Origin of the sequence: Sphingorhabdus wooponensis (assembly GCF_003933235.1) — a bacterium.
In the GTDB taxonomy this organism is placed as follows: Bacteria; Pseudomonadota; Alphaproteobacteria; order Sphingomonadales; family Sphingomonadaceae; genus Sphingorhabdus_B; species Sphingorhabdus_B wooponensis.
The window spans coordinates 1147351-1172892 of record NZ_RWJI01000001.1; the positions used below are offsets into that span (position 1 = coordinate 1147351).

The 25542-nt window shown below is 53.9% G+C and carries 25 protein-coding genes and 1 tRNA gene; 5 read left to right on the forward strand and 21 right to left on the reverse strand.

The features are described from left to right. Positions 1-37 precede the first annotated feature (37 nt). A complete protein-coding gene (gene serB, locus D7D48_RS05690) occupies positions 38-928 on the reverse strand; it encodes a phosphoserine phosphatase SerB (protein ID WP_125230365.1) in 891 nt (296 codons plus the stop codon). Between serB and miaA the strand changes: the two genes are divergently transcribed. The 5 genes from miaA (at position 921) to D7D48_RS05715 (ending at position 6060) form a co-directional block, all read left to right on the forward strand. Next, on the forward strand, positions 921-1847 hold the full coding sequence (gene miaA / locus D7D48_RS05695) for a tRNA (adenosine(37)-N6)-dimethylallyltransferase MiaA (RefSeq protein WP_125230366.1): 927 nt from the start codon (positions 921-923) through the stop codon (positions 1845-1847). The two genes, serB and miaA, sit on opposite strands and share 8 nt — an antisense overlap. Positions 1848-1948: 101 nt before the next feature. After that, the gene (locus D7D48_RS05700; RefSeq protein ID WP_125230367.1) at positions 1949-3691 is read left to right on the forward strand and encodes an acetolactate synthase 3 large subunit; all 1743 of its coding nucleotides are present in this window, start codon (positions 1949-1951) and stop codon (positions 3689-3691) included. After that, on the forward strand, positions 3691-4206 hold the full coding sequence (gene ilvN, locus D7D48_RS05705; RefSeq protein ID WP_125230368.1) for an acetolactate synthase small subunit: 516 nt from the start codon (positions 3691-3693) through the stop codon (positions 4204-4206). The genes D7D48_RS05700 and ilvN overlap by 1 nt, the downstream gene beginning before the upstream one ends. 126 nt (positions 4207-4332) lie before the next feature. After that, positions 4333-5352 carry a ketol-acid reductoisomerase gene (gene ilvC / locus D7D48_RS05710; RefSeq protein WP_125230369.1) on the forward strand — a complete coding sequence of 340 codons (1020 nt, stop codon included), beginning with the start codon at positions 4333-4335 and terminating at the stop codon, positions 5350-5352. Between the two features lie 78 nt (positions 5353-5430). Then, a complete protein-coding gene (locus D7D48_RS05715) occupies positions 5431-6060 on the forward strand; it encodes a YceI family protein (RefSeq protein WP_125230370.1) in 630 nt (209 codons plus the stop codon). 76 nt (positions 6061-6136) lie between these two features. Here the strand turns inward: D7D48_RS05715 and D7D48_RS05720 are convergent, their stop codons facing one another. From D7D48_RS05720 to uppS, 20 genes are all read right to left on the reverse strand, one after another. Beyond that, positions 6137-7108 (reverse strand): NAD(P)H-dependent flavin oxidoreductase, encoded by a 972-nt coding sequence (locus D7D48_RS05720; protein WP_125230371.1) that lies wholly within the window; start codon positions 7106-7108, stop codon positions 6137-6139. Positions 7109-7262: 154 nt separating this feature from the next. Continuing rightward, positions 7263-8933: a 2-isopropylmalate synthase gene (gene leuA, locus D7D48_RS05725; RefSeq protein ID WP_125230372.1), complete on the reverse strand. Its 1671-nt coding sequence runs from the start codon at positions 8931-8933 to the stop codon at positions 7263-7265. A 240-nt stretch (positions 8934-9173) separates the two neighbouring features. After that, complete coding sequence (locus tag D7D48_RS05730) at positions 9174-11111, reverse strand: potassium transporter Kup (protein WP_125230373.1); 1938 nt, start codon at positions 11109-11111, stop codon at positions 9174-9176. Positions 11112-11258: 147 nt separating this feature from the next. After that, the gene (locus D7D48_RS05735) at positions 11259-11897 is read right to left on the reverse strand and encodes a tetratricopeptide repeat protein (RefSeq protein WP_125230374.1); all 639 of its coding nucleotides are present in this window, start codon (positions 11895-11897) and stop codon (positions 11259-11261) included. Further along, on the reverse strand, positions 11894-12295 hold the full coding sequence (locus D7D48_RS05740) for a cytochrome c-type biogenesis protein (protein WP_125230375.1): 402 nt from the start codon (positions 12293-12295) through the stop codon (positions 11894-11896). The genes D7D48_RS05735 and D7D48_RS05740 overlap by 4 nt, the downstream gene beginning before the upstream one ends. Further along, the gene (locus D7D48_RS05745) at positions 12292-12822 is read right to left on the reverse strand and encodes a DsbE family thiol:disulfide interchange protein (RefSeq protein WP_125230376.1); all 531 of its coding nucleotides are present in this window, start codon (positions 12820-12822) and stop codon (positions 12292-12294) included. The genes D7D48_RS05740 and D7D48_RS05745 overlap by 4 nt, the downstream gene beginning before the upstream one ends. After that, positions 12819-14750, reverse strand: a complete 1932-nt coding sequence (locus tag D7D48_RS05750; RefSeq protein ID WP_125230377.1) for a heme lyase CcmF/NrfE family subunit — start codon at positions 14748-14750, stop codon at positions 12819-12821. Before D7D48_RS05750 ends, D7D48_RS05745 begins: the two co-directional genes overlap by 4 nt. Before the next feature lie 10 nt (positions 14751-14760). Further along, positions 14761-15210, reverse strand: a complete 450-nt coding sequence (ccmE, locus tag D7D48_RS05755) for a cytochrome c maturation protein CcmE (protein WP_125230378.1) — start codon at positions 15208-15210, stop codon at positions 14761-14763. Continuing rightward, the gene (gene ccmD / locus D7D48_RS10650) at positions 15207-15338 is read right to left on the reverse strand and encodes a heme exporter protein CcmD (RefSeq protein ID WP_125230379.1); all 132 of its coding nucleotides are present in this window, start codon (positions 15336-15338) and stop codon (positions 15207-15209) included. The genes ccmE and ccmD overlap by 4 nt, the downstream gene beginning before the upstream one ends. After that, entirely contained in the window at positions 15338-16054 is a 717-nt protein-coding gene (gene ccmC, locus D7D48_RS05765) for a heme ABC transporter permease CcmC (RefSeq protein ID WP_125230380.1), read from the reverse strand. The genes ccmD and ccmC overlap by 1 nt, the downstream gene beginning before the upstream one ends. Positions 16055-16106: 52 nt before the next feature. After that, positions 16107-17138, reverse strand: coding sequence for a Leu/Phe/Val dehydrogenase (locus D7D48_RS05770; RefSeq protein ID WP_125230381.1), 1032 nt, complete (start codon positions 17136-17138; stop codon positions 16107-16109). 108 nt (positions 17139-17246) lie between these two features. Beyond that, positions 17247-17323 (reverse strand) — tRNA-His (locus D7D48_RS05775). A gap of 96 nt (positions 17324-17419) precedes the next feature. Then, a complete protein-coding gene (rpmE, locus tag D7D48_RS05780) occupies positions 17420-17647 on the reverse strand; it encodes a 50S ribosomal protein L31 (protein ID WP_125230382.1) in 228 nt (75 codons plus the stop codon). Between the two features lie 197 nt (positions 17648-17844). Beyond that, the gene (fabZ, locus tag D7D48_RS05785) at positions 17845-18306 is read right to left on the reverse strand and encodes a 3-hydroxyacyl-ACP dehydratase FabZ (protein ID WP_125230383.1); all 462 of its coding nucleotides are present in this window, start codon (positions 18304-18306) and stop codon (positions 17845-17847) included. 5 nt (positions 18307-18311) lie between these two features. Continuing rightward, positions 18312-19007, reverse strand: a complete 696-nt coding sequence (locus D7D48_RS05790) for an OmpH/Skp family outer membrane protein (RefSeq protein ID WP_125230384.1) — start codon at positions 19005-19007, stop codon at positions 18312-18314. Further along, on the reverse strand, positions 19007-21628 hold the full coding sequence (gene bamA, locus D7D48_RS05795) for an outer membrane protein assembly factor BamA (protein WP_425452545.1): 2622 nt from the start codon (positions 21626-21628) through the stop codon (positions 19007-19009). The genes D7D48_RS05790 and bamA overlap by 1 nt, the downstream gene beginning before the upstream one ends. A 154-nt stretch (positions 21629-21782) precedes the next feature. Beyond that, positions 21783-22904, reverse strand: a complete 1122-nt coding sequence (rseP, locus tag D7D48_RS05800; RefSeq protein ID WP_245964348.1) for an RIP metalloprotease RseP — start codon at positions 22902-22904, stop codon at positions 21783-21785. Continuing rightward, positions 22894-24060 carry a 1-deoxy-D-xylulose-5-phosphate reductoisomerase gene (locus D7D48_RS05805; protein ID WP_125230385.1) on the reverse strand — a complete coding sequence of 389 codons (1167 nt, stop codon included), beginning with the start codon at positions 24058-24060 and terminating at the stop codon, positions 22894-22896. Before D7D48_RS05805 ends, rseP begins: the two co-directional genes overlap by 11 nt. A gap of 4 nt (positions 24061-24064) precedes the next feature. Continuing rightward, positions 24065-24802 (reverse strand): phosphatidate cytidylyltransferase, encoded by a 738-nt coding sequence (locus D7D48_RS05810; protein ID WP_125230386.1) that lies wholly within the window; start codon positions 24800-24802, stop codon positions 24065-24067. Further along, on the reverse strand, positions 24799-25515 hold the full coding sequence (uppS, locus tag D7D48_RS05815; RefSeq protein WP_185739789.1) for a polyprenyl diphosphate synthase: 717 nt from the start codon (positions 25513-25515) through the stop codon (positions 24799-24801). Before uppS ends, D7D48_RS05810 begins: the two co-directional genes overlap by 4 nt. Positions 25516-25542 lie beyond the last annotated feature (27 nt).

Genomic DNA, 25542 nt, shown 5'->3' on the forward strand with positions numbered 1-25542 from the left:
AACATCAACCGTACGGCACTCAATTTGTTTCCTGCATTCACTCCGCCCATTCGCTGGGCTTAACACCTTGCGCAAATAGCAAGGCTGTCAGATCATTGTGCCGCACGGAAAAATTCGCGGCTTGCGCCAATTGCGGACGCGGATGATAGCCCACACCAAGGCCCCCGCCCGACACCGCTGCGGCAATCATGGGCAAGTCATTCGCGCCATCACCAACAGCTAGCGTAGTAGCCAAATCAATCCCACGCATTTCAGCGGCTGATTGCAGGACTGCCTGCTTAGTAGACGCATCCACGATATCGGCAGCCAGCGCGCCGGTCAGCCGCCCATCTTTAATCTCCAGAACATTGGCATGCACCTCATGAAAGCCCAGCCTATCCGCCACAGGGCCCGTAAAACTGGTAAACCCACCCGACACGAGCACCGCATGTGCGCCCCATCCAGTCATCGTACGCACAAGGATATCTGCCCCCGGCATTGGCTGCACGCGTTCACGCAGGCACTGCGCAACGACATCCTCGTCCAACCCCGCCAGCAGAGCGACCCGCGCCTTTAACGCCTCGGCAAAATCGAGCTCACCGGCCATTGCCCGCTCGGTAATCGCGGCAATCTCTGGCTTAATGCCAGCATAGTCCGCCAATTCGTCAATGCATTCGACCGTAATCATGGTGCTGTCCATGTCGGACACCAACAACATTTTTCGGCGGTTACCCTCATGCTGGATGGCAATATCAAAACGATCCTCAATAACCGCGAGGGCCGAGCGCGCATCGGATAGGTCGCCTTCAAACAATATATCGGCAGCTTTGCCTTCTGCGAGCCAGTCAAAAGCCTTTGGCATACAGCCAGCTTCGGCCAATCTATCCTTGGCCTCGGAAAAATTGCCGCTTTCCAGACTATCTGCTGCTATCAGAGTGCAAATGGGCATATCGAATCCTCAAAATATGGTCGCGCTTATTGCGGGTCCGACAGCAAGCGGCAAGACGGCATTAGCGCTGCATCTGGCCCGATCCGGCAATTTCGAGATAATCAACGCCGATAGTGCGCAAGTTTATTCTGACCTGCCGATATTGAGCGCCCAGCCCACAGCCGATGAACAAAGCAGCGTTCCGCATCATCTTTTTAGCTATATCGACGGCGTCACCCCCTGCTCCGCCGCACGCTGGGCCAAAGATGCCAAGGACGTTATTGCGCGCGCCCATTCAGCAGGCGCTACGCCGATATTGGTGGGCGGCAGCGGCCTTTACCTCCGCACCTTGCTGGAGGGCATTGCCCCCATTCCAGAAGTGGATCCAGAATTGCGGGCAGCAATCCGCGCTATGCCGGTGGCAGATGCTTATGCCGCGCTGCAAACATATGATGCGCCCGTTGCCGCAACCTTAGCCCCCACGGATGTCAGCCGCATCAGTCGCGCACTTGAAGTCGTGCAAAGCACCGGACGCAGCATTTTGGCATGGCGCGCAACCAAGACTGGCGGAATATCTGCGGACATAGCATTGCGACCATTGTTGCTCTTGCCCCCACGCGATTGGCTATACGACCGCTGCGACACACGCTTCGAACAAATGATGGCGCATGGCGCAATTGATGAAGTGGAAGCATTGCTTGCCCGCAATCTGCCGCAGGATGCGCCCGTTATGCGCGCCATCGGCGTACCGGAGATTGCGGCTTATTTAAAAGGCATGATGACACGGGACGAAGCGATTGCGCGCGGCCAAATTGCCACCCGACAATATGCAAAGCGGCAGTTTACCTGGTTTCGCAATCAAGCGCCTGCGGATTGGCATCGCACAAATGAAGTAATAAATGATTCAAATATAGGTAATTTTGAAATAATATTTCAATGAATGTATTTGACAAGTCATTTTCTAATCATTAGCTAGCCCGCTCTTGCTTACCCTGTTGCAGTGCAACATAGGGAAGCCGCTAAACATATAAGGACTGTCTAGTGCCCGAAAAATCCGGCGCAGAAATTTTGATTGATATCCTGGTTGAACAGGGCGTGGACACCGTATTCGGTTATCCCGGTGGTGCTGTATTGCCCATTTACGACGCCTTATTTCAGCAGAAGAAAATTAAACATGTCCTCGTCCGGCATGAGGCTGGCGCCGCGCATGCGGCTGAGGGTTATGCCCGCGCAACGGGTAAACCAGGTGTTGTGCTGGTCACGTCTGGCCCCGGTGCGACCAATGCCGTTACCGGTATTGCCGACGCATTTATGGATTCTATTCCTTTGATTGTGTTGACCGGTCAGGTCGCAACAAATTTGATCGGTTCCGATGCCTTTCAAGAGGCCGACACTGTCGGCATTACACGCCATTGTTCCAAGCATAATTATTTGGTGAAGGACCCAGCTGAGCTCGCCACCATTGTGCGGGAGGCTTTTTCCATTGCCACGAAAGGACGCCCCGGTCCGGTTGTCATCGACATTCCCAAAAATGTGCAGGTTGCAACGGCAAGTACCGATGTAAAGCGCCCTGCACGTACGCGCTTCACATATGCGGGTGAGGCCGACTATGCCGAAATCAACCGCGCGGTGGAATTGATTGCCAACGCTAAGGCACCGATTTTGTACACGGGCGGCGGCATCATCAATTCAGGCCCCGCCGCCAGTGAAGCGCTGCGTGAGTTGGCTGAGCTGACTGGCGCGCCGGTGACATCGACGTTGATGGGCCTTGGCGCTTACCCCGCCTCCGGCGACGCTTGGTTAGGTATGCTCGGCATGCACGGCACCTATGAAGCCAATATGGCCATGAACCAATGCGATGTCATGGTCTGCTTGGGCGCGCGCTTTGACGACCGTGTAACAGGCCGATTGGACGCATTTTCACCCGACAGCGTCAAAATTCACGTCGATATAGACCGCAGTTCGATGAACAAGACCGTGCGCGTTGACTTACCCATCGTTGCGGATGTTGGCACGGCCATGCGTCAGATGATTGATGTATGGAAAGGCCGGAAATACAAAAAACAGTCGCTAGAGGATTGGTGGGCACGCATCGCCGGATGGCGCGCCGTTGACTGTCTCAGCTACCCCGGCAGCACGCAGGAAATCATGCCGCAATATGCGATTGAGCGCCTGTTCGAAGCGACCAAGGACAAATCGCCAATTATCTCGACTGAGGTTGGCCAGCATCAAATGTGGGCGGCGCAACATTTTCATTTTGATGCGCCAAACAAATGGCTGACCAGCGGCGGACTAGGGACGATGGGCTATGGCCTACCTGCGGCAATCGGCGCGCAATTGGGTAATCCAAACGCGCTTGTCATCGACATCGCCGGTGAAGCATCGATCCAGATGAACATTCAAGAGATGGCAACGGCCACGCAATATCGTTTGCCGGTAAAGGTATTCATCCTCAACAATGAATGGATGGGGATGGTGCGCCAATGGCAAGAGCTGACATATGAAAGCCGCTATTCCGAAAGCTATTCGGACAGCCTGCCCGACTTTGTTGCGCTGGCCGAAGCATATGGCTGGAAAGGCATTCGTTGCGATGACCCCGCCAAGCTTGATGATGCCATCGCCGAAATGTTGGCGTATGACGGACCAGTCATGTTCGATTGCCGTGTGCACAAAACATCGAACTGCTTCCCGATGATACCATCAGGCGCAGCCCATACGGACATGATCCTCAATGCAGACCAAGTATCGGGCACCATGGATGACGAAGCAAAGGCGCTCGTATAATGCAAATCAAGCAAGAACTTACCGAACGGCACGTGCTGACCCTGACCGTCGATAATGAAGCGGGCACGCTGGCCCGCATCGCTGGCATGTTCACGTCGCGGGGCTATAATATCGATAGCCTTACTGTGGCCGATATCAGCGAAGACCATACGACCAGCCGGATAACTATCGTCACCAAAGGCCCGCCGCCGGTGATCGACCAGATTATCGCGCAATGCGAGCGGCTGATTCCCGTCCACAAAGTCACGGACCTCACCGAGGCTGGGCCGCATGTGGAGCGGGAACTTGCCTTGGTCAAAGTCAACGGCACGGGCGACCAACGTGTTGAGGCGATGCGCCTTGCCGACATTTATCGCGCACGCGTTATCGACGCCACCGTCAACAGCTTCATTTTTGAAATCACAGGTGGTCCTGACAAGATCGATACTTTTGTAACGCTTATGCGTGAGGTCGGTCTGGTCGAAGTTGGCCGGACTGGGATTGTCGGCCTGATGCGGGGTGCTGGGGTTAGTTAATTACGATATCGTCATCTTGGGCGCGTTTGAACAATAGGAACTGCATCTCAGGATTTTGAAAATACGCCGTTGAAAGTAAGGCCCTGAAACACGTTCAGGGTGACGGCAACGAAGAAGGACGGAAGAATGAAAGTATATTATGACGCCGATTGCGACTTGGGCCTTATCAAAGACAAAAAGGTCGCGATTGTAGGCTATGGTAGCCAAGGCCATGCCCATGCGCAAAACCTGCGTGACAGCGGCGTAGCGGAAGTCGCGATTGCCCTGCGCGCCGGTTCAGCCACAGCCAAAAAGGCAGAGGCCGCTGGTTTCAAGGTTTTGGCCAATGCTGACGCGGCCGTTTGGGCCGATATCCTCATGGTGCTGGCACCCGATGAACATCAGGCCGCCATTTACGCCGATGACCTGCACGCAAATATGAAGCCCGGCGCGGCTTTGGCCTTTGCCCATGGCCTCAACATCCATTTCGGTCTTATTGAACCGCGCGCCGACATTGACGTGATCATGATCGCACCAAAAGGCCCTGGTCACACCGTGCGCAGCGAATATCAAAAGGGTGGCGGCGTGCCATGCCTAATCGCAGTTGCACAGGATTCCAGCGGTAACGCTCATGACATCGCCCTTGCGTATGCCAGCGGCGTGGGCGGCGGACGCAGCGGCATCATAGAAACCAACTTCCGCGAAGAGTGCGAAACCGATTTGTTCGGCGAACAGGCCGTGTTGTGCGGCGGTATCACGCACCTGATCCAAGCTGGTTTCGAGACCTTGACCGAAGCAGGCTATGCCCCAGAAATGGCCTATTTCGAATGCTTGCATGAAACCAAGCTGATTGTGGACCTCTTGTATGAAGGTGGCATTGCCAATATGCGTTATTCGATTTCGAATACCGCAGAATATGGCGATATCACCACGGGCCCACGTATCATCACCGACGAAACCAAGGCGGAAATGAAGCGCGTTCTCGCGGACATTCAATCTGGCCGCTTCGTTAAGAATTTCGTGCTCGATAACCGCGCGGGTCAGCCAGAATTGAAAGCCGCACGTAAGGCCGCTGCAGCGCACCCCATCGAAGCTACGGGCGCAAAGCTGCGTGCGATGATGCCATGGATTGCCAAGAATAAGTTGGTGGATCAGGCGAAAAACTAATCGCTTTTTCCTAGCTTGACTCATTCAGGGGAGGCATCGACACTGATGCTTCCCCTTTTTGCTATCTGGAGCAAAGTTATGCGTAAGCTTTTATGTGCCCTCCCCCTCTTGTTCGCTGTGCCATTGGTCGCGCAAAGCGCACCGCAAATGCCCGGAACAATGGACGTAGCGCGTGTCACCGCAGGGACGTACAGCACCGACCCCGGCCATACGCTCATCGGCTGGAGCGTCAGCCATTTTGGCTTCAACGATTATTTCGGTATTTTCGGCGATGCGACGGGAACGCTGATACTTGATCCAGCTAATCCCAACGCTGCCAAGGTTGATATCACTATTCCTGTCAGCAAAGTCACAACGGCCAGTGCTGGCCTGACCAGCCATCTGCTGCGCGCTGGCAAGGACGGCGGCAAGGCCGACTTTTTTGGCCCTGCCCCGTCGGATGCCAAATTCGTTTCAACCAGCGTTGTTGCATCAGCCACCACAGCGAAAATCACCGGCAACCTGACACTGAACGGTGTGACAAAGCCTGTGGTGCTCGACACCAAATTTTCAGGAGCTGGCAATAATCCGTTCAACAAGAAAGCGACAGTTGGCTTTCACGCCACCGCGGTCATCAAGCGGAGCGAATTTGGCATTAGCTATGCCGTTCCGATGATCTCGGATGATGTCACCTTGGACATCAGCGTTGCCTTTGAAAAGTCAAGCTAGAGCTTTAGGGCATCAAGAACATACCCCCCGACTTGATCGGGGGGCATGTACCGAGCGCTTAATAATCGAAGCGCAATTACCCCAAATAGCGCGCATCAAGGCTGGCTTTCGCTGCGCGATATTCCGCCTCAAGCTGGTCCACAAATTGTGCCACGGTTTGGACTTCTTTGATTGCGCCAATGCCTTGGCCTGAGCCCCAAATGTCTTTCCACGCTTTGGCTTCGCTATTGCCGCCAGAGCCGAAGTTCATAGTCGAAATATCGCCCTTGGGCAGATTGTTCGGGTCCATCCCTGCCCGCTCAATCGACTGGCGCAGATAGTTTCCGCTGACGCCCGTGAATAGGTCGGAATAGACAATGTCGGCGGCCTTCGCCTCAACGATATTCTCTTTGTAGCCGTCAACCGCGTTCGCTTCCTTCGTCGCGATGAACGCACTACCGATATAGCCGAAGTCTGCGCCCATCGCCTGTGCCGCGAGAACCGACGCACCATGCGCGATTGAACCGGACAGAGCGACTGGCCCGTCAAACCATTCACGGATTTCACGCATCAACGCGAAAGGTGACGTGACGCCCGCATGGCCGCCAGCACCCGCAGCAACGGGAATGAGGCCATCGGCGCCCTTTTCAATCGCCTTATGCGCGAAACGGTCGTTAATGACGTCATGGAAGGCAATCCCGCCCCAGCTATGCACAGCTTGGTTGAGTTCTTCCTGCGCACCGAGCGAGGTAATGGTAATCGGCACCTGCCATTTGGCGCATACCGCAAGATCCTCCTGCAGTCGGTTATTCGACTTATGGACAATCTGGTTCACCGCATAAGGCGCGGCGGGGCGATCAGGATTATCGCGATTATGGGCAGCGAGCTCTTCGGTAATCTGATGCAACCATTCGTCCAACTGGCTTGCTGGACGCGCATTGAGTGCCGGAAACGACCCAACTACACCGGCCTTACACTGCGCGATGACCAGTTCCGGTCCCGACACGATGAACAGCGGTGAGCCGATCACTGGAAGCCGAAGATTATCGAAAATTGCCGGAAGTGCCATGCGTCGAATCCCTTGTTAATATATTGGTTAAATACGGGTTAGCCACAGCGCGTCGCAGCTGTCAAACCCACCTTTTTTAATGGGCTATTCCGTAGGGTAAGGCCACCAGACGGGCGCCACGGCCCAATCGACCCGGGCGCCTATCAAGGATAGCCTAAGCCCCGTTGGCGGCGCTCAGGATTGCTCTGACCGACGCTGTGGCCACATCCTGACTGATGCCGACGCCAAATAATATTGGTCCGTCACCAACACGACATTCGACATAAGCCGCGGCGCGGGCATCGGTGCCATGGCCAATGGCGTGCTCGCTATAGTCGATAATGTCCAGCGGACCGCCCAATGCGTCCTGCAAAGCGTTGGCAAGGCTGGAAATCAGGCCATTGCCCCGTCCGCTAACGCTTTGTTCGACGCCATCTATGCGGATATTACCTGCAAAGATGCGCTCGTCCTTTTGCCGCTGGCTTTGGGTTTCATGGAAATCGATGAGCCGGAACCGGCCATCGCCCTTGAGATGGTACCGCTTTTCAAACGCTTCCCAAATGTCATTGCTGGTTAGTTCGCGCCCGGTACTGTCGGACAATTCCTGCACTGTAGTCGAGAAATTCGCCTGCATCCGTTTGGGCAGCTTCAAACCTTGGTCCTGCTCGATCACCCAAGCCACACCTCCCTTGCCGCTTTGCGAATTCACGCGGATTACGGCTTCATAATTGCGGCCTAAATCAGCAGGATCAATGGGCAGATAGGGCACACGCCAAATTTCGTCATTCTGCCGTTCCTGCGCTGCGAACCCTTTTTTAATCGCGTCCTGATGCGACCCTGAAAAGGCGGTGAATACCAATTCGCCTGCATAAGGATGGCGCGGGTGAACCGGCAACTGGTTGCAATATTCGACGGTCTGAATAACCTCGTCAATGTCGCTGAAATCGAGGCCGGGATTTAGGCCTTGCGTATACATATTCAACGCCAGCGTCACCAAATCGACATTGCCGGTGCGCTCGCCATTACCGAACAAGCAACCCTCTATACGGTCACCACCCGCCAGCAAGCCAAGTTCGGCCGCAGCGATGCCACTGCCCCGGTCATTGTGGGGATGCAGGCTGATGATCACATGGTCACGCGCGCTGATATTGCGGCACATCCATTCGATTTGGTCGGCATAGACATTGGGCATGGCTGCCTCAATTGTCGCTGGCAGATTGAGGATCAGCGGCTTTTCTGCTGTGGGCTGCAACACATCCATCACCGCCTCGCACACTTCAAGGCTGAATTCGAGTTCAGCCGTCGAGAAAGTTTCGGGGCTATATTCAAAATGCCAATCGGTTTGCGGATATTTGGCCGCTTGCTCTTTCAGGATATTCGCGCCTTCTATGGCAATCGCCTTCACACCCGCTTTGTCGAGGTTGAAGACTATGTCGCGCCACGCTGGGCTAACGGCATTGTAGACATGCACAATTGCGCGCGGCGCGCCGGCCATGCTCTCGAACGTTTTTTCAATCAGGTCGCGCCGGGACTGTGTCAGGCTTTGGATTGTAACGTCATCCGGAATGCGGCCACTGTCAACAAGTCCGCGAATAAAATCGAAATCGGTGGCGCCCGAACTTGGGAAGCCAACTTCAATCTCTTTTACGCCGACCTTCAACAACAGGTCAAAAAAGCGGTTCTTCTTCTCCGCCCCCATGGGATCAATAAGCGCTTGGTTTCCATCACGCAGGTCGGTGGAGAGCCAGCGGGGCGCGCGGTCGATGGTCCGCGTCGGCCAAATGCGGTTGGGCAAATCTACTTGGGGAAAGGGTCGGTATTTACGCGATGGATCGGAAAGCATCATGATATGGCAACTTCGCTGAGACGCCCGGCTTTGGGGCTAAAATTGGCGGTGATGTGGCCCTTAGGCGGGTTGCCGAACATCGTCAGCAAAACAGGCACGCCTAAGGGCGTGTAAGTCGTAGTAGGAGAAGCGAAAGGGCGTTGCGCATTTTCATAACTATATGGCGATAGCCATATCGAGCAACATTCGTCCAGTCTTAAAATGCGTTGGGGTTATTTTATTGCGAAAATCCAACGCACGTTAAATTTCAACTTGGCTACCCAATTCAACTACGCGATTGGTTGGCAATTTGAAAAACTCCATCGCATTGGCCGCATTGCGCAACATCCATGCAAATATCTTTTCCCGCCAGATCGCCATGCCGGGCATTTTAGATGCGATCAATGTCTGGCGCGACAGGAAAAAGCTGGTGTGCATCATGTCAAATTTGGGACCACATAAATCGACCAAGTCGAGCGTTGCTGGCACATTGGTCTCTTCCAAAAAGCCAAAGCGCATTTTTACACGGTAAAAACCTTCCCCCAAATCCTTACAGATTATGCGGTCAGTGCTGACGACATAGGGCACATCCTCAATCTGCACCGTCAGGATGATGACGCGTTCATGCAAGATGCGGTTGTGCTTAATATTGTGCAGCAAAGCGGATGGCACGCCACTGGCCGCCGATGCCATGAAAATCGCGGTTCCTTGCACGCGGGTGGCGCTGTTGGCGGCAGACTTTATGAAAATCTCCATAGGCATTGTGCTTTCGGCCATCCGTTCGCGCATCAAAGCGCGGCCACGCGACCATGTCGTCAACAAGGTGAAGATGATTAATCCAATGACCAAAGGCACCCAACCGCCCGATGGCACCTTCAACAAATTGGCGCCTAAATACGCAAAATCAACGATGAAGAACAATGCAAGGATCGGCAGCGCTTTCCACTTTGGCCATTTCCACAGCGACAGCAGGACAACCGCAATCAGGCAAGTATCAATGAACATAGCGCCCGTCACCGCAATGCCATAAGCAGCAGCAAGGTTGGACGATGACTGGAAGAATAAAACCAGCAGCAAGACCATCACCGCAAGGCCCCAGTTAATCGCTGGGATATAAATCTGCCCAGCTGCCTTTTCGCTGGTATGCAATATACTCAGGCGCGGCATGAAGCCCAACTGTATAGCTTGCTGCGTCAAGGAAAACGCGCCGGAAATGACGGCTTGGCTGGCAATGATGGCGGCCATGATGGTCAGGAAAATAACGGGGGTGCTGATAAGCTCCGGCACCATCAAAAAGAACGGATCGCGAATGGCAATCTGAGCCTCTTGCGGGGTCATGGACATTATCATGGCCCCCTGCCCCATATAATTGAGCATCAACGCGGGCAGCACGAAGAACAGCCAGCTAAACTTAATCGGCCGTCGTCCGAAATGCCCCATATCGGCATACAGCGCTTCTGCACCTGTTACAGCCAGCACAACCGTGCCCATCGCCACAAAGGCCCGAAAACCGTCAATGTAGAAGAAATAAAACGCGTTCATGGGGTTCAAAACATCGAATATGATCAACGGCATCTTCGTCAGATGCATCAGCCCCAAGCCCGCCAATGTCGAAAAATATAGCAGCATGATCGGCCCAAACCAGGCCCCCACTTTAGCCGTCCCACGTGACTGGAATGCAAACAACGCGCCGATAATCACTACAGCAATCGGCAATATCCACGCGCTGAAGCCTTCGTGCACATATTTCAGACCTTCGGCTGCCGATAAGATCGACATAGCCGGCGTGATCATAGAATCCCCATAAAATAGGGCGGTTGCAAACACCCCAAGCATGACAAAGGGCGCGGTCCATTTTGCGCCAGCCGTTTGCCGGTTAATGAGCGCCAAAAGGGCTAGGCTTCCGCCCTCGCCCTTATTGTCAGCCTTCATGATGGTGAAGACATATTTGAACGTCACCACAATCATCATCGACCAGAATACAAGGCTCAACACGCCTTTGATGTGCATCGGGTCGGGGGTAATCGGGTGATGACCGGCGAAGGTTTCACGGAACGCATAAATCGGGCTTGTGCCGATGTCGCCGAAGACAACGCCAATGGTGCCGACGCATAAAGCCAGCAGCGACCCTTTCGGGGCATGACTGTGATGGTGATCCTGGTCGCTATGACCGAAATCATCTGCTTGCGGTCCAACCATATTGTTTCCCCGGCTTTTGCCCCAAATGCCACCTTCCTCGTGACTGGGGCGGGGGCAATAGCATGGAGCACGGCCCTTCACAACACAGCAATGTTGCTTCAAAAAACTATAAAAATATCAAATAATCAATTGCTTAAAATTGATAATTCATTTTGATTGTTGCGCTTGTGCTTGCAGGGCCTTTGCCGCCTGCAGCTGCGACTCAATCCGCGGTTTCCATTTGGCATTCGGCGTTGCCAATGAAATGGTTTTTTCCCAGAGCACAATCGCCCCATCAAGGTCCCCAGCGAACAAACGTGCAAGCCCCGCAAAATAATAAGGCGCCGGATATTTAGGCCGAATGGCCCGCGCTTTATCAAACGCCAATTGTGCCGGCGGTGACATTTGCCCCTCACTGGCCAACATCAATTGCAGGCCAAGTGCGGACCATAAATCGGCATTCTGCGGGTCAGCGCGCAACCCGGACTGAATATAAGAAGCCGACAAGGGATAATCCCCTTGCTTAGCAAAGGAATCCGCTGTCACGAGCCAGCGTTTCGCGCTGCCAAAGCTTTGATCCATGTCGGCCCGGATTTCCACCAACTGCGTCGCGCCTGCTGCACTCGCCTCTAGAGGCTGCGCTGGCGCGGGCGGTAACGATGGCCGTCCCTGCAGCGCATATCCTGTCATGCCCAAAAGTACGGTTGCTGCCGCAACCTGCCACAATCCCTTTGACGATCGCACACACAAAACCAAGACCAATAAGGTAAGGATCGATAGCAACCCAAGTGCAATCCAACCGTTCATGTACGCCTCCGAAACAGTCCGCGGGCAAGCCAAATTGCGGCAAAGAATATCAAAAAGGGCGCGATCCAGAGCAAGAGTCCGGATCCCTTGATATCCGGTTCAAAACTGACCCACTCGCCATAACGGTCGATCATCCAGCTTCGAATGTCTTGTGGTTTTTGGCCAGCCGCGATTTGTTGACGCACTTCAGCGCGCATTGTCTCCGCCATTGCGGCATCGCTATCTGCGATGGATTGCCCCTGACATTGAATACAGCGCAGACTATGCATCAGACGCATGGCCTCTGCCTCTTGTGCAGGATCAGCAAGTTGCCGATTGGCCAGCGCAGGTGTTGGGCCACTGCCTTGCGCGAAAGCAGGCGCAGCGAGCATCAACAAAATGGGAACCCATGCTCTCATTTCGCGGCATTCACTTTTTCAATCAGCATCGGCACATGCTCCGCACGGATATCACCAATATGCTGAAACAATATCGTGCCATCGCCGCCGATGACATAGGTTTCAGGAACGCCGGATGAGCCAAGCTTCAACTGCACCGCCATTTCGGTGTCTGAACCTATGCGCCGGAACGGATTACCAAATTCAGCAAGAAAGGCCGCCACATCCTCCGGCTTATCGCGCACAGCTATAGCGTCAATCTCGACACCCGCCGCCTTCAATGTCTCCAGATGCGGAGCCTCTGCTTTGCAAGGCAAGCACCAGCTTGCAAAAATGTTGAGCAAGCGCGGTTTACCGTCGGCCATATCGGCGCTGGATAAAGCCGGAACGCCTGCCGTTGCAGCGGGCAAAGAAAATGCAGGTAGCTTTTTGCCAATCATCGCAGAATGGACTTGGTCGTCCTTAGGCACGGCAAGGCCATAAATCGCCAGTCCGCCTATGAAGGCGACAACCGCAAGAGGTATCCATAAAAACCAAGGCTTGTTCATGCCGGTTCCCACTTATTGATTGCTGGCTTCCTAGCGCGCCGGAACATCCTCCCAAATAATGATATCGCCCCGCCAAGAGCAATCAGCCCGCCCCCAAACCAGATGAAGGTCACGAACGGCTTCCACCACAAGCGCACTTGCCAACGGCCATCGCCTTCTTGGTCAGGCTGCGCGATGACGGCGTATAATTGGCCATTCCAGCGGGTTAGCAATGCAGCCTCGCTCGTTTGCATTTCTGGCTTGAAAAAGTGCCGTGATTGGGGACGCATCACAAAAGAATTGCCATTTTTATTCGCAAGCATTTCGCCCTCAACAGCCACCCAATTGTCGCCGACGACAGGTTTTACGTCTGATAGTCTAACCTTCCAGCCTGAGATCTCGGCGCTTTCACCAGGCGCAAGCGCCGTAAGGGTTTCTTTTGAAAATCCCGATTCCGCGGCCATGCCAAAGACGCTGACGGCTATCCCAAAATGGGCAATGACCATGCCGAAAATAGGCAAAGGCGTGCGTAACAATTTGCGTCCCCGAAGCGGCAGCCAAGCAGCGACCGCGAGCGCCAAAGACAAAGCGATACCCAGCAATGGAAACAGACCCGTGCCGGGGGCCAGCCTCCATGCAACCAATCCGCCGCATAACAGAATAGCCGCCCCTCCGATCAACCAATATTTGATACGCATCAATGCGTCCCGTCGCCACCGCAACATGGGACCAATCAACAACGCAAGCATCAACAGCAGCATGACAGGCACTGTCGCCTTGTTAAAATATGGCGGGCCAACGGAAATTTTATCTCCCATCGCCTCCGCCGCGAGCGGGTAGAGCGTACCAATCAAAACAATCGCCAAGATGACACTGAGGAAGATGTTATTGGCGACGATACCGCCTTCGCGGCTGACCAATTGAAATGGCTCGCCTTGCTTCACCGTTCCGATGCGCAGGGCAAAAATGACGAAAGCAATGCTGGTATACATCAGCATGAGCGCCAGAATGAACGCGCCGCGCTCCGGATCAACGGCAAAGGCATGAACACTGGTCAATATCCCCGACCGCACAAGAAACGTGCCAGCCATGGACATTGCGAAAGCGACAAGTGCAAGCATGATTGTCCATGCACGCAGTGCATTGCGGGTCGCAAGAACGCTAACCGAATGCAGTAAAGCCGTCGCCGCCAACCATGGCATCAACGACGCATTTTCAACGGGATCCCAGAACCACCAGCCTCCCCAACCAAGTTCATAATAAGCCCAATAGCTGCCCGCTGCGATGCCTATGGTAAGGAAAATCCAAGCTGCCAAAACCCATGGCCGCATGGCCCGCGCAAAGGCGGGTCCTACCTGGTTGGTTAGCAACGCGCCGACCGCGAAAGAAAATGCGATAGAAAGGCCGACATAGCCCATGTAAAGCGTCGGCGGATGAAAGGCGAGCCCGACATCCTGCAACAGCGGGTTAAGCCCTGCGCCTTCTAATGGAGCTGGCACAAGACGTTCAAATGGATTCGAGGCAAACAGCAGAAACGCAAAAAAGCCGAGCGCAATGAAACCTTGCACCGCAAGCGTTGCGTATAAAGTCTTCGCTTCAATCCGTTTTTCCAACAAAGCGATTGCCGCGCCAGATACCGACATAACCGCCACCCACAGCAGCATTGATCCTTCATGATTGCCCCATGTGCCAGCCAATTTGAAGATCATCGGCTTGTCGATATGGCTATTGCTTGCCACCAACAGAACCGACAAATCCGTCACATAAAATAACCACATGAGTGCGAAGAAAGCGAAGGCACACAGGGCACCCTGCATATAGGCCGCGGGCTTAACAAGCGGCGCCAACTGCCCTGCCCCGCCGCGCAACAATGTCAGGCCACCTACAAGCTGCAGCAACGCCATAGCCGCTGCAAGCCAAAGGGCGGCCAATCCTGCTTCTGCAATCATGTCAAAGCCTTCACTGAGAAACCGTGTTTTGCGTATTTTCCGCCGCAGTCATGTCGATATCGGCGAGCTCTTTGGGTACGTAATTTTCATCATGTTTCGCCAGCAAGCTCTCGGCAACGAACACACGATCAGGCCGGAGACGGCCATCGGCGACGACGCCAGAACCTTCAACAAACAAATCAGGTGTAATACCGCGATACGCAACCTTTTGACTGCGCTCTTGGTCCTGCACAATGAACGTGATGGACACGCCATCAGCGGCGCGCACGATTGACCCCTTCTGCACCATCCCGCCAAGCCTTATTGCTTTACCAGGCGGGACATTGGCCGCAGCCAAGGTTGTGGGCGTGTAGAAATAGGATGCCTCTTCGCGCAAGGCGGAAGCCGCGATCAGACCGGCGCTAACCAATGCCACCACGGCAATCAAAGCCAATAACAAACGCTGATGTTTCGGTTTCATGACTGTTCCCGCAATGCATCTGCCGACGCTTCCGCACGGCGCATGGAAAGATAGCTAGATACGATCAACCAGGTCATAAAAACGCCCGTAACCGCAAATGACGCGATGATGAAAGGCGCGTGGGGCATCAGCCTTGCGCCATCCGGCGCATACGCGCTTCAATCCGCATCTCCGCAAGTGCTGTGCGCATCCGCATCAGAACAAGCGCGCCGAACAACAGGCTGAAACCTACGACGGCGATAAACAAGGGTACCAAATAAGCAGTATCAATGGACGAACCGCCCAGCGTAATACTCGCTTTTTGATGCTGACTTTCCCACCAGACAACCGAACGGTTGATGATCGGGATATTGACCGCGCCAATGACGCCAAAAACAGCCGCCACACGGCTCGTATCACCTTTCTCGCTGGAAGCGTTAGATAAAGCGATGTAACCCAGATATAGAAAGAAGAGCACGAGCATAGACGTCAATCGACCATCCCAGACCCACCAAGTGCCCCATGTTGGCCGTCCCCATATGGACCCGGTAATCAGGCAAATCGCCGCGAAGGTCGCGCCGGGAACCGCGATAGCACGGGCGGCAACGCCGGCTAAGGGGTGACGCCATACCAATTGCACGATGCTGGCAATCGCAATGCCCGTCCAGCCCCCCATTCCCAGCCAGGCGGAGGGAACATGCACGAAAAGAATTTTGACGGTATCCCCCATCAATCGTTCGGTCGGGGTAAAAAACAAACCCCAAATGCAAGCGATGAGTGTGAGCAAAAGACCCAGCCAGAATAATGCAGGCGTAAGCGGCTTTGCTATACGCAAGAATCGGGCAGGATTGGCAAAGCGATGCATGATTAGGCAGCGCCTTTAGCACCGCAAAAGCGTTACGCCAATGGATTTGCGATCATCTGCCAATAAGCTTTTGTGCCATATTGTCGGCAACTTCGGCTGGCGTCAGGCCGGTCGAATCACTTTCGGACCAGATGGCCGAAAGGCGTGCAGGAATAGCATTAATCCTTCGGTTGATTTCTGCGTCATCCGCATTTTCAATGTGGCGCATAACATTAATGATGCCACCTGCGTTGATCACATAATCTGGCGCATAAAGGATGCCACGATCTGCAAGCATCCGTCCCTCTAGGCCTGTTGCCAATTGATTATTGGCACCGCCCGCGACGGCGCGCACTTTCAACGCGGCCACGCTCTCTACTGTAAGGATGGCCCCTAAAGCGCATGGGCTGAAGATATCTGCTGCAACATGCATGATGTCGTCAGCAGCAACGCTCGTGCCACCAAGTTCCGCGGCCAAGTCAGCGGCACGTTGCGCGTCAACATCCGCCAATGTCAGCCTTGCGCCTTGTTCGGCCAAATAACGCGCCAGTCCGCCGCCCACACTGCCAACGCCCTGAATAGCGACATGGACACCCGACATATTATCTGCGCCAAGCGCATGCTTTGCTGCTGCCTCAACGCCCAGATATACTCCGCGTGCTGTATATGGTCCAGGATCACCGCCCTGCCCGGGTAGGCCAGCCACATGTGGTGTGACCTTTGACAAGGAAACCATGTCTGCTTCAGACATGCCGACATCCTGCGCTGTTATGTACTTCCCGCCGAGCGAATCCACTGCCCGCGCAAAGGCATAGAGCATGTCCTGCGCTTTCGTGCGCGCTGGGTTCGCAAGAATAACCGCTTTGCCGCCGCCAGCAGAAAGCCCTGCCATCGCGTTTTTGTAGCTCATCCCGCGGGACAGGCGCAGCGCGTCAACGATCGCGGCTTGGGAATCGCCATAATGCCAAAAACGTGTTCCGCCGGCTGCTGGTCCCAAATGGGTGGAGTGCACAGCGATAACCGCTTTTAGACCCGTCTTGCGGTCATCAAAGACGTGCACCGCCTCATGAGAGTCAAAATCAGGCAAGTCCCAAATAGCGGGCATGAATATTTCCTTGTGCGAAGATGCCCTTGGGCAATCGGAATCATATTGCGTTAAGGCGTAATAATATTACGCTACACAAATGTCACACAGATTATAGCGTGGAAGAAATGGGGCGACCGAGGGGTCTTGAACCCCCGACCTCTGGTACCACAAACCAGCGCTCTAACCAACTGAGCTACGGTCGCCATAGCGCCACTGAGGCAGGCGCGATCCCATTTTCGGTCTAAAATTAGACCTTAAATATGTCCTGTGCCGAGCCTGAGCCCGGCACAATGAAATTCTTACTTTTTGAGGCTTAGGCCACCAAAACGCTTGTTAAACTGGGCTACGCGGCCGCCAGTGTCAAGCATACGGCCTGAACCGCCGGTCCATGCTGGGTGCGATGTCGGATCGATATCCAGAGCGAGCGTGTCGCCTTCTTTGCCCCAAGTGGAGCGTGTTTCGAAGACGGTGCCATCGGTCATCTGCACCTTGATCATGTGATAATCGGGGTGAATGTCGGCTTTCATATATAAATCCTTTGTTCAGTCACCGGTTTCCGACCGGTAACCCTAAATTCGGAAGCGCCGCGCATAGCGGGGGGCGCATGATATAGCAACATCGAAATATCATGCTGCTTGGCATTACGCGCTTCGCGCTTGGTTACTTCATAGGCTGCCTAGCCCTGCAGTCTCCCGCATCAAGTCTAGGACGTCGCGACTATGGATTAAGCAGGTGGTTCAGCAATCATCGCCATAAATTCGGCCTCGGCAGCGATTTGATCACCAACCATGGCGCGTCCGGCAAATTTGCATACCCGCGCACGTTTCTGCACAAATTCAACGTGCAAATGCATCAGGCATCCTGGCTCGACCGGCGCACGGAACTTGGCATTGTCAATCGACATGAAATACACAAGCTTGCCCGACCCAATCAAACCAAGGCTTTCCATTGCCAAAACACCAGCCGCTTGCGCCAGTGCTTCAACAATCAGAACACCTGGCATGATAGGCCGTCCAGGGAAGTGTCCCTGAAAAAACCCTTCATTCATGGTTACGGCCTTGACCGCGCAAATACGCTCATCAACGACAAGCTCTTCTACGCGGTCGACCAAGAGCATGGGGTAGCGGTGCGGGAGCACCGCCATAACCCGACGCACATCATAATTGCTGAAATCGCCCCCGGACATAAAGTCTAGCGGCTTTCAGGCTGCGCAGTTGGAGCCGTAGCCGGACGTGCCTGCGCCGCAGCAGCCGCTTGGGCTTGTTGCGTTGCAGCGTTGATCAACTGCTGAATCTGCTGATACAAAGCACCAATCTGACGCGACGGGCGCCAACCAGCGGGCGGTGTTATTGTTACGGATGGGACCGCCTTATCAAGTTCAGCGGTGATCGCGGCAGTCACATCGACAGCATCTGGTGCCCATACAAACGCATCGGGTGCCAAGATAACATTGATCTTCTTGGCGGTAATGACGGCTTGCTGTGCAGCATCATATTTCAATGCAATCTGTTCGACCGCATAAAGCTGCGCCAGCACGATAGGATCCTGGAGCGTGTTTATTTCTTTCTGCTTCGCGTCGAGTTGCGTCAGCAAGGGGCTGTTCGCCTTAATGGCAACATCAATCTCGGCCTGCGTCAGCTCCTTGTCCTTGTTGATATCCAACTGCGCATTCAGATTGTTGATCTCTACGCGCTTGGCTTGCAATTGCTGCGCCACGCTCGCGTATTGTGTGCCGATTTGTTGATAGGCAGCGCCAAGCGCCTTTGAACGGGTGATTGCAACAGCCGTGTCAGACGTAGCGATACCAGCAACTTGGGCAGATGCTGGTACTGAAATGGCAGCTACAGATAAAAAAGCTGCGGCGAGAATGTTTTTACGAATTTTCATTAGAATTGCGTTCCTACGTTGAATGTAAATAATTTGGTGTCGTCACCCTCCTGCTTAAGCAGAGCGCGAGCAATATCGATCCGGAACGGACCGAAGGGTGAATTCCAGTTGACGCCGAAGCCAACCGACAAGCGGGGCTTCCAACTGTCGCCGAAAAAGCGTTCTTCGAAACGCAATGCGGCAACCCGCGCCGATCCGTCGGCATTGGTAGCCGTAGTGGATGTTTGAAGCGCACCAGCAGAATCAACGAAATAATATAAAGGCGCCCCTTGCGCACCGTTCGACAGAACTTCGCGCTGTGGCACTGTCTGTAAAATAGGTCGCGTAACATCAAACACTGAACCTACGTCGACGAACATCGACGGACGCAAACCCAACTCCCTTGCCCCGCTTCCCAGCGGAATTTGGAGCTCGGCACGACCAAGATAATAAAAACGTCCGCCAAGAGCATCGTCCTGAATCTGGTTGCGATCCGTCAGCGGCACATTCACGGCTACCCCGTTTACGACCTGACTTTGGAAGAACACACGCTGTACGCGGGGACCGATCCCGCGAATGTCAAACCCGCGCATTTGCGGCTCACCCAGATAGAAACGGTCGGTCAGCCGAACATCGTCAATACCCTCTGAGGTTAAACCACGGTCTTCTAGCGGGTGAATATAGCCACCTTCCAAAGACAATCCGAAAACGAAATTACCGAATGGCTTCCAAAATTTGTCAGCGTTAATCCGCGTCTTTACATACTTAACGTCACCGCCGAGACCCGCAAAGTCTTGACTTATACCGAAGCTCTGGCCGCGCGTCGGGCGGATGCGATTATCGCGATCGTCATACAGCAATGTATAGCCAATGGAGGACGTTACACGCTTACCCAACGCATCGCACAGAAAACGTCCGGCAATGATTGGGTCACAAGATGGCAGAAGAGGGCCAGCACCGTCTGGATCGGAAAAGAAGGTATTCGCATCAAGCGAAATATCATCTTGGCTCAAGCCATAGCGCGCCTGAAAATAAATATATTCATTAACGGGCACACCCACACGCACCTGCATACCTGTTGTGGCTTGCTCATAGGTCGTGTTGCGTTGGTTGTTAAAGAAGTTGAAGCTGTTTAAATCGCGGCGGAAAATATCGCCTGATATAGCGATAGATCGGTCAAACAGATATGGCTCGGTAAAACCAATTTCGGCAGATTTGGAATAAGATGAATAAGAAATATTCGTCCGCAATTCCTGACCAAGGCCACGGAAATTTCGCTGCTTGATTGAACCTTGGAAAATGAAGTTTTCGATCGATGAAAATCCAGCCGACAAGGACAATTCGCCCGTCGCTTTTTCTTCCACATTGGTGCTCAGGATGATGCGGTCGGGGCCACTGCCCTGCTCCTGCTCGACTTCTAGATCTTCTTGGAAATATCCCAGCGACTTAATACGCTCCGCCGTCCGTTTTACCTGAATGCTGTTAAACGCATCGCCTTCGTTCAGACGGAATTCACGGCGCACAACCTTGTCTTGAGTCAGCGTGTTACCGTTAATGTCGACACGTTCCACAAACACACGCGGGGATTCCGCAACGTTGAACGTGATGCCCATAGTCAACGTGTCTTTATCCCGCTGAAAATCAGGGTTTACGTCGGCAAAGGCATAACCGAAGAGACCAGCCGTTTCTGAAAGGCTTTCGACGGTATCCTCGACCATCTTGGCGTCATACCAGTCGCCTTTTTTCATGCGCAAAGTCGTCGTCAGGCGCTCTGAATCAAAATCGCGAATTTGGCTCTCAACTTTCACGTCACCAAATTTATATCGGTCACCTTCTTCCACCACATAAGTGATGATGAAGTCCTGTTTATCAGGCGTCAGTTCGGCGACTGCGGAAACAACGCGAAAATCAGCATAGCCTTGTGTCAGGTAAAATTGACGCAACTTTTGCTGGTCAAACGCCAAGCGGTCGGGATCATAGCTGGTGCCGGAACTGAACAACCGGTAAAATCGGGCTTGTTTCGTAACCATCTCGCCGCGCAACTCACCATCGGAAAACTTTTCATTACCAATGATGTTGATCTGCTGAACCTTGGACTTTGGCCCTTCTGTAATCTCGAAAACAATGTCCACGCGGTTCTGGTCAAGTTGAACCAGCTTGGGTTCAACTACCGCCGCAAAGCGCCCTTGGCGCTTGTATAGTTCCACAATGCGCGCAACGTCCGCACGCACCTTGGACCGCGAATAAATCTGCCGCGGTGCAAGCTTGATTTCGGGTTCAATTTTGTCATTCTTTATGCGCTTATTGCCTTCAAGAATGATGCGGTTCACCACTGGATTTTCGCGCACCTCAATAACGACGGCGCCAGCGTTATTGCGGACAGCGACATCCGCAAACAACTCGGTCGCATACAAGTCCTTCAACGCTTGGTCACCAGCAACCTGCGTCCATGGCTGCCCGGCGCGTAAGCGGATATATGATCGCACAGTATCGGCTTCGAGTCGTTGCGTTCCGACGACGGTAATCGATTGAATGGTTTCAACGGACGCAGCTGCCTCCGGCTGCGCCGAAGGCGTCGCCGGCGCGGTCTGCGCAAAAGCGGGCGTCATAGTGCCCGTCGCGGCAAGCGCCGTCGAGCCCATCAAATATAGGCCAAAGCTTTTGAAGTTACCGCAAGGTCTACTTTTCATTGTCATCCGATCTGATGTCCGCCGCCAGTGCAGCGTTGGCTTTTGCCTATAATATAGTTTTGCGTCCCTGCCCCATGCAGCGCGCGCAATCAAGTATGCAATGCCCTCAACCGCTTTCGAAAAGACCGAAAGACGCAAGGTCATTGAATGTGACCATGATCATGAATGCTGCCAGCATCGCAAATCCTGCACGAAAAGCCCACTCCTGCACTACGGGCGTGGCTGGTCGCCGACGCACAGCTTCTATAGCATAGAGCAACAAATGTCCTCCATCGAGCATCGGAATTGGCAGCAGATTGATGAACCCTAAGTTAATCGAGATTAATGCTGCAAGGCTAATAAAAGTTAGAATGCCAAGGCTCATGGCCTCGCCAGATACTTTTGCGATTTTCAAAGGGCCGCCCAGTTCGGAAATGGGCCGACGACCCGAAATAATCTGGCCCAAACCAATGATTTGTTGACGCAAAATATTGCCCGTCTGCACAACCGCAGCCCATGGCGCTTCAAGTAGGCCTACTTCACGAATTTCCAATTTGCTGGCGCCAATGCCAAGCCGGCCAATACGATATTCATTACCGAACCGGTCCACTTCAATAACAGCAGCGACTGTAGCTTCCTTGGTCATGCGCGCGCCGTTACGTTCGATTTCCAGGACGATTTTTTCGTTCGGTATCATTATGACCTCATTGGCCATCATATCAAAAGTTTCGACCGTGCGGTCATTCAATGTCAGGATACGGTCACCAACCTGCAACCCGGCTACCGCGGCGGGGCTATTGGGCTGCACAACATCCACCACTGGCTGTGTCACTGATTTCCCAAATGCCAACAAGAAACCCATCGCTATAAGGATAGCGAGGATGAAATTCACCGCAGGTCCGGCAAACACAATCAACGCGCGTTGCCACAAGGTTTTCGATTGGAATGTTTGGTTGCGTTCCTCTTCTGGTAACTGCTTCCAGCTTTCGTCGGCTTGGCTTGCAGGGTTCATGTCGCCTGCAAATTGGACATATCCCCCCAAGGGTAACAAGCCGATGCGCCACAAAGTGCCGCGTTTATCAACCCTGCCCCAAATTTGCGGGCCAAAACCGATAGAGAATTTTTCGGCCTTCACGCCGAACCAACGGCCCACGGCATAATGACCGAGCTCATGTACCACGACAAGCGACCCAATCAGCGCCAAAAACGCGACTAACGTCAAAAGAATATGGGGTGATTCAGTGGCCACGCGTCAATTTCTCCAATACGGCACGGGCATATTGCCGTGCGTCTGCATCGATGCTGAACAGATCTTCCAAATTTGCAGGCGCCTCTGGCATATAAGCCGTCAATGTCGCTTCGACCAACGCCGCAATTTCCAAAAATGTAATTTGGCCTGCCAAAAACGCCGCTACAGCGACTTCGTTGGCAGCGTTTAAAATGGCTGGCTTCGCTCCGCCTTCGGCTATCGCCGCGCGGGCAAGTCGAAGCGCCGGAAAGCGTTCAACATCGGGTTGCTCAAAGGTCAACTGGCCAATGGTCGCTAAATCCAGCGGTTTGCAGCTTGTCGTGATACGCTCGGGCCATGCCAGCGCGCTGGCTATGGGAATACGCATATCTGGCGATCCAAGTTGAGCTAAAGTCGAACAGTCGACATATTCGACCATCGAATGGATAACGGATTGCGGGTGCACAAGGATATCGATTTTATCCAAACCCACAGGAAACAAATGATAGGCCTCAATCAGTTCAAGGCCCTTATTCATCATGGTTGCGGAATCGATGCTGATCTTTGCACCCATATCCCAATTGGGATGCGCCACAGCCTGCGCTGGTGTTACGCCGCGCATCTCCTCAAGCGAGAATGACCGGAACGGCCCGCCGCTCGCGGTCAGGGTAATCTTGCGTACTTGGTCAATTTTTCCGCCCGATAGGCACTGGAATATCGCATTATGTTCGCTGTCCACGGGCAAAAGCGTTGCCCCCGAACGGCGCACTGCGGCCATCATCAAGGCGCCAGCAGAGACCAATGCTTCTTTATTGGCCAAGGCTACAGTCTTCCCAGCCTCGATTGCAGCCATCGTAGAGGGCAATCCAGCACAGCCGACGATGGATGCCATTGTCCAATCGGCATTACGTCGGGCGGCCTCCACAAGCGCGCCTGCTCCAGCTGCGGCTTCTATCCCCGTTCCTGCCAATGCGTCCTTGAGTTCGGTATAAGCCGCCTCATCCGCAACAACCGCCAATTCAGCATCAAATTCCCGCGCCAACTGCGCTACAGCAGCCGCATTGCCATTGGCGGTTAAGGCAACCACGCGATATTGGCTGCGGTGCTGGCGAATGAGGTCCAGTGTTGACAATCCGACCGAACCGGTTGCGCCGAAGATAGAAACGCTGCGGGTCACAGGATCAGTTCCCTACCACATTTTGCAACAATGTGATGACACCAGCAGCAAAAGCAACCGCGATAAGGCCGTCCGTCCGGTCAAATAACCCGCCATGACCCGGTATCAATCGCCCAGAATCCTTCACCCCGGCACGCCGCTTCATCCAACTTTCAAAGAAATCCCCCATTTGCGCGACTATCGCAAGCGCGGCTCCTGTCAGCATGAGGCGGATCCAGCCATAAGCCAGATAGACATCCCCATCGCCTGCTTCACCGCCCCTGGAGGCGTAGATGGCAGCCTGAATAACGATCATTATAAGGCCCGCACCAATCATGCCGCCAAAAAGACCGGACCATGTTTTAGAAGGACTGATCCGTGGTGCGATCTTAGGACCGCCAATGCTGCGCCCTGCGAAATAGGCGCCGACATCGGTGCCAATTACCCCTGCGATCAACATGATCGCGGGTGTCATGCCAAAGAAAGGTGCGCTGAACAGCATCAACGTAAAGCAGGCCAGGCCGACATAGGTCAGGCCGCCCAATGCCCAGAATATCCGCGCCGAAACGCTGTCCACGAAACCAATCGCCAATTTGGTAAATTCATACAAAACGCCAAGGCCTATCGCGATAACAAGGCCCATAAAGGCATAGCCGCCCAGCCATATCGCACATATCGCAACCGACATCATAACGACGCTCGATAATGTTCGTACGCCTAAATCCGACCGTGGTTTCAGCGGCGGTGCAGCCTTATCGTTCATCGGCCACCATAGCGCCGTTCACGCCGCGCAAATTCGTTGAGAGCGGCCGCGAGCTCCTCTTTATTGAAATCCGGCCACAAGGTCTCGGTAAACCAAAATTCGGCATATGCCGCCTGCCACAGCATGAAATTGGACAGCCGTTGTTCGCCTGACGTCCGGATGAGTAAATCCAGCGGTGGCAGCCCAGCCGTGTCTAGATTGGCTTCGATGCTAGAGGCACTAATCTCACCTTGCGCAGCGGCGGCGCGGGCCGCGCGAACCAACTCGTCTTGTGATCCATAGTTCAGCGCAACCGCCAATGTCGTGCGGCTATTTTGCGATGTCCGAGCGATAGACTCGTCAAGCATTGCGACAATATCTGGCGCTAATGCTTTATAATTCCCAATAATTTTAAGACGCACATCATTAGAGGCGAATTCATCAAGGTCAGATTTGATAAATTCGCGCATCAGGCCCATCAGGTCGCTGATCTCATCCTCAGGCCGTTTCCAATTTTCGCTGGAAAAGGCGTATAGGCTTAACGTTTCCAACCCCAGCTCACCCGCCGCGCGGACAATATTGCGGACAGTCTCTACGCCCCGTTTGTGCCCCATCGCCCGCGGCAACATGCGCTTTTTCGCCCAGCGGCCATTACCATCCATGATGATCGCGACATGGCGCGGCATTTTGCCTGTTCCGGCGGCAATGCGTTCTTGAGCGTCAGCGTCAGCCATCAGTTACCGAAACCCGATGCAGTTACA

What these genes read in the sequence shown, in the direction of transcription:
- bamA (WP_425452545.1), bottom strand. Translation starts at nt 21,628, where the DNA reads ATGGGCTCGACGGCGCTTGCCGCGACGGGCACTATGACGCCCGCTTTT.
- leuA (WP_125230372.1), bottom strand. Translation starts at nt 8,933, where the DNA reads ATGATGCTTTCCGATCCATCGCGTAAATACCGACCCTTTCCCCAAGTA.
- miaA (WP_125230366.1), top strand. Translation starts at nt 921, where the DNA reads ATGGGCATATCGAATCCTCAAAATATGGTCGCGCTTATTGCGGGTCCG.
- D7D48_RS05715 (WP_125230370.1), top strand. Translation starts at nt 5,431, where the DNA reads ATGCGTAAGCTTTTATGTGCCCTCCCCCTCTTGTTCGCTGTGCCATTG.
- D7D48_RS05735 (WP_125230374.1), bottom strand. Translation starts at nt 11,897, where the DNA reads ATGAACGGTTGGATTGCACTTGGGTTGCTATCGATCCTTACCTTATTG.
- ccmC (WP_125230380.1), bottom strand. Translation starts at nt 16,054, where the DNA reads ATGCATCGCTTTGCCAATCCTGCCCGATTCTTGCGTATAGCAAAGCCG.
- D7D48_RS05740 (WP_125230375.1), bottom strand. Translation starts at nt 12,295, where the DNA reads ATGAGAGCATGGGTTCCCATTTTGTTGATGCTCGCTGCGCCTGCTTTC.
- D7D48_RS05720 (WP_125230371.1), bottom strand. Translation starts at nt 7,108, where the DNA reads ATGGCACTTCCGGCAATTTTCGATAATCTTCGGCTTCCAGTGATCGGC.
- ccmE (WP_125230378.1), bottom strand. Translation starts at nt 15,210, where the DNA reads ATGAAACCGAAACATCAGCGTTTGTTATTGGCTTTGATTGCCGTGGTG.
- ccmD (WP_125230379.1), bottom strand. Translation starts at nt 15,338, where the DNA reads ATGCCCCACGCGCCTTTCATCATCGCGTCATTTGCGGTTACGGGCGTT.
- rpmE (WP_125230382.1), bottom strand. Translation starts at nt 17,647, where the DNA reads ATGAAAGCCGACATTCACCCCGATTATCACATGATCAAGGTGCAGATG.
- ilvC (WP_125230369.1), top strand. Translation starts at nt 4,333, where the DNA reads ATGAAAGTATATTATGACGCCGATTGCGACTTGGGCCTTATCAAAGAC.
- serB (WP_125230365.1), bottom strand. Translation starts at nt 928, where the DNA reads ATGCCCATTTGCACTCTGATAGCAGCAGATAGTCTGGAAAGCGGCAAT.
- fabZ (WP_125230383.1), bottom strand. Translation starts at nt 18,306, where the DNA reads ATGTCCGGGGGCGATTTCAGCAATTATGATGTGCGTCGGGTTATGGCG.
- ilvN (WP_125230368.1), top strand. Translation starts at nt 3,691, where the DNA reads ATGCAAATCAAGCAAGAACTTACCGAACGGCACGTGCTGACCCTGACC.
- D7D48_RS05750 (WP_125230377.1), bottom strand. Translation starts at nt 14,750, where the DNA reads ATGATTGCAGAAGCAGGATTGGCCGCCCTTTGGCTTGCAGCGGCTATG.
- D7D48_RS05790 (WP_125230384.1), bottom strand. Translation starts at nt 19,007, where the DNA reads ATGAAAATTCGTAAAAACATTCTCGCCGCAGCTTTTTTATCTGTAGCT.
- D7D48_RS05770 (WP_125230381.1), bottom strand. Translation starts at nt 17,138, where the DNA reads ATGCCCGCTATTTGGGACTTGCCTGATTTTGACTCTCATGAGGCGGTG.
- D7D48_RS05810 (WP_125230386.1), bottom strand. Translation starts at nt 24,802, where the DNA reads ATGAACGATAAGGCTGCACCGCCGCTGAAACCACGGTCGGATTTAGGC.
- uppS (WP_185739789.1), bottom strand. Translation starts at nt 25,515, where the DNA reads ATGGCTGACGCTGACGCTCAAGAACGCATTGCCGCCGGAACAGGCAAA.
- D7D48_RS05745 (WP_125230376.1), bottom strand. Translation starts at nt 12,822, where the DNA reads ATGAACAAGCCTTGGTTTTTATGGATACCTCTTGCGGTTGTCGCCTTC.
- D7D48_RS05730 (WP_125230373.1), bottom strand. Translation starts at nt 11,111, where the DNA reads ATGGTTGGACCGCAAGCAGATGATTTCGGTCATAGCGACCAGGATCAC.